The organism is Marinifilum sp. N1E240 (genome assembly GCF_009295825.1).
Taxonomy (GTDB): Bacteria; Bacteroidota; Bacteroidia; order Bacteroidales; family Marinifilaceae; genus Marinifilum_A; species Marinifilum_A sediminis.
Genome location: NZ_WHKF01000023.1, coordinates 1 through 3489 on the forward strand (window position 1 = coordinate 1; position 3489 = coordinate 3489).

At 31.6% G+C, this 3489-nt stretch carries 4 protein-coding genes; all 4 read left to right on the top strand.

What is annotated here, in order from left to right:
• Nucleotides 1-205: 205 nt before the first annotated feature.
• Nucleotides 206-1201: a hypothetical protein gene (locus GCQ56_RS20065; RefSeq protein ID WP_152736326.1), complete on the top strand. Its 996-nt coding sequence runs from the start codon at nt 206-208 to the stop codon at nt 1199-1201.
• Nucleotides 1202-1357: 156 nt separating this feature from the next.
• Nucleotides 1358-1975 carry a hypothetical protein gene (locus tag GCQ56_RS20070; RefSeq protein ID WP_152736327.1) on the top strand — a complete coding sequence of 206 codons (618 nt, stop codon included), beginning with the start codon at nt 1358-1360 and terminating at the stop codon, nt 1973-1975.
• A gap of 275 nt (nt 1976-2250) precedes the next feature.
• Nucleotides 2251-2388, top strand: a complete 138-nt coding sequence (locus GCQ56_RS20390; protein WP_193323852.1) for a hypothetical protein — start codon at nt 2251-2253, stop codon at nt 2386-2388.
• A 291-nt stretch (nt 2389-2679) separates the two neighbouring features.
• On the top strand, nt 2680-3186 hold the full coding sequence (locus tag GCQ56_RS20075) for a hypothetical protein (RefSeq protein WP_152736328.1): 507 nt from the start codon (nt 2680-2682) through the stop codon (nt 3184-3186).
• The last annotated feature ends 303 nt before the right edge of the window (nt 3187-3489 follow it).

Genomic DNA, 3489 nt, shown 5'->3' on the forward strand with positions numbered 1-3489 from the left:
ACAATTTGCCAACTTGAAAGAGGATGAGCATTTACTTGTAAATAAAATTAGAAGAGCCGTATGATGGGAGACTATCACGTACGGTTCTGTGAGAGGCTTAGGGTGAAACTCCCTTTGCCTACTCGACGCAAGCCCGTTGTGCTGAATTAACGTTGCGATAGAACGACAGATTAGTAATAAATAAATTACATCATATAGATTAAAAATGAAACTTGACCTGATTAAAATTATAGACAACCCTTTAGATTACATGCGACAGGCAATATGGATATCAGAAAAAAGAGAATCGTTTCTACTGACCGACATCTTTAAAGTTGCCGAAATTTCAGTTAAGAAAAAGGTAAGTGTTGATATATTATCAGAAATTAAGGACAAAGACGTAGCCTATCAGATTAAGAAACCTTATGAAGAGAGATTTCAGCCAGAATTATATGATGAGATTTGTTTAACTGGTAAAAATGGGTTTCAATATTTGTCCCAAAATGAATATGATAAGCTGAAAGGATTCACAGCAGGTTCAGATACATTTTTTGATATAACAAATGTATTTGGTATTCATGGACATGAGCTTCCTGTGAGGACAAGGAAAGGATTAATTCTTAGATTTTTGAAAAAGGAAATTGAAGTACTCGACCCCAACAGTGATACATTAGATGCTAAGTACTCTATACCTTTTAAAAATAAGGATATTACGACAATTAGTTCTTTAAATAAACAAGATTCGATTATTTATGGCACAAATACTGGGAAATTATTCTTACAAGACCTTTCTGAGAATAAATCAAAACCAATAAAATTTGATGATTGCAAAAGTGTTTGTTATGACATTGTCATAGACGAAAATGATGAGTATATTTTTATTTGTGGGATGGGATATTTAAGGGTTTATAGATTGGATAATAACAAACTAAACTTGATATCAGAATTTAAAACATCAGCTCGTTCAATATGCACGTATAATGACCTGATTCTATTAAATAAAGGTATGCATGGTATTGAACTGTGCCGATTTAATGAAACTGAGATTGAGAAATTAGATAGTTTAAATATTGGATTCTCAATTGATTTGATGAGATTTAATAGAGCCAACGAGACTATTCTTGTATCAAGTAAACCAATTGGGAAATTAGGACTGATAAAAATAACTCAGCACAACAATAAATATAAGTCATTGGGCGGATTGTTTAAATTTGGTAAGTGAGTGCATTTAAAAAACTATATTGCGATTTGATAATTAGGAGCTTTGAAATGCCCAACGCCCCATATTCTCAACGTTATGCCCAATATTAATATGAGACTAATTCTATTAATTATCATTTTAAGTCTTAATTACATTTCTACTTATTCTCAAAAGAGAATGACCAAAGAAGAAGTGGCAATCGAATGGAAAAGAAGTAAAACTGTTGATTTAGAAAAATTAAAGAAGCTATATCCTGAAAAGTTCACAAGACTACCTCTTGAAGCTAAAATTGTAGAATATATAGACAGTTTAACAAAAGAGAGCATAGATACAATTGGACTTTACACAATAAAATATATTGGGTATGAGAGATATAATGAATGTGATAACGAAAACTCTCCTTGGGAAGCTTATTTACATTGGAAAAAAAATGGCTCTACCTTTCATCAAACTATTAGAGAAAATTGTTATTTCGCTCCTATAGACATCGAATATTCAACAATTTTTAACTATTTCAATAATTGTTCTCGAGAATTAAAAAAAGAAATAATATATCCTGTAATTGAAGGAGAATTTGATTCTGAAGGATCTCCATCGATTATCATACATCTCATCGATCATCAACCTGAATATAAGATATACTCGCGACTAAGCAATGATTCTATATTTGTTTGCTTTGATGAAGATGCTATTATTAATAAAACAAGTATGTTCTACAATGATAATAACTCTACAAGAATACTTAGCTGGAAAAACATAATTGAATACCAGATAAATGAACTTGAGAACAGATAAGAAACATACAGGGCATAACAAAAGTAACCGTTGCGCATCCCCATAAAATAAGATGAATACATTATAAAAGCCTTAAATCCTTGTCGTTTGGCGAATAGACCTGACAGGTTTTGAAAACCTGTTAGGTCTGAAACCACCACATCAGTATTTTTTCAAATTTATTTAATGCCTCCACCAAATCGTTTAACAAACGCAACAAAAGTCACGGATCTCTATTTGAAGGTCTATTTAAGCGAAAGCTGATTGATGATGAAGATTATTTAAAACAATTGGTCTTGTATATTCACAATAATCCTGTTCATCATGGTTTTTGCTCTCATCCAATAGAATGGAGTTCTTATTTGACCTATGTGAGTCCTAAACCAACAAAACTGAAGCGTAGTGAAACAATAGAATGGTTGGGAATCGATTAATTGTACTGAAAAGGAACAAACAGAACTAAGCTGTGGTAGGAGTGCCACAGCTTTTTTATATCCTCTTGTAATTATGTAGATTTATTCTATTTTATGTTCGCTGCTAGTTTTGCCTCTTTTGATTTTATTGTTTGCTATTTGTTTTTCATAAATTTGATAGACTCTGAATTGGAAGTGTACAATACTGACCTTTATGCTATGGTATCGTGCACTTTAAATCACGATATAGTAAAATATAGAGGCACTTATAGTGCATTTCCTAACTAGTTGGGTGTAACCTAAAGCAGAACTATGAAAATTGTTACGACTATAATATTATTTGTCTGTTATTTCAATGTTAGTGCTCAAATAAGCAGTTTATACAAAGAGGATGGTAAACTTAGAGTAGACACAACATTGCAAATAATGGAGTCAGATCTTCAAAGCATAAATAAAGTTGAAAGGTTTATTTTACCTGACTTATACAATAATCTGACAATTCCCGAGATAGCAATTGAGAATAATATACAAGGATTAATGATTGTTAAAATTCAAATAAATTTTAATGAAGAAAAATTAGAGAAGAGTATCATCAAAGGATTCGATCCAATAATGGATAAGCTTGTTATTAAAGAAATTGATTCCTTAAAGGATATGTTCATACGTATACTACAGCGCGATTATGATTCTGAATTTAGTTTTTATCTGCCTTTGCTTTTTGTGCTTTATGAAGACGAATTTGAATATGACATGAAGAAAAATGGAGCAGTTACAAAAAAAGGTTCGCTTTATACAAGACAGCGAAGAATTGTAAATTAGGCAACACCCAACAAAAGTTAAAATTAAAGGGCGGTGACGCTCAACTAGATAATATAACAAAACTTTAAACGGTAGCGGCTTTGATAAGGCGGCATTTGTAAATCGCCCTCAAATTTTAGCAAGACCGTCAGACTGTCTAAAAACCTTGATAAGTTGTTGATAAGTAAGCATGCTTATATTTGATAGATTTTCAGCACTTTGTTATCTTATAGTATGAGATTTATACAAGGACAAGACAGAACACAAACTCATCTTTTTCCCATCTCATTAGACCAATCAATTGCTAAAGACAATGAAGTTCGT

Bases quoted from the DNA above. Each gene is read 5' to 3' on its own strand.
- GCQ56_RS20065 (WP_152736326.1), top strand. From the start codon at position 206: ATGAAACTTGACCTGATTAAAATTATAGACAACCCTTTAGATTACATG.
- GCQ56_RS20070 (WP_152736327.1), top strand. From the start codon at position 1,358: ATGACCAAAGAAGAAGTGGCAATCGAATGGAAAAGAAGTAAAACTGTT.
- GCQ56_RS20075 (WP_152736328.1), top strand. From the start codon at position 2,680: ATGAAAATTGTTACGACTATAATATTATTTGTCTGTTATTTCAATGTT.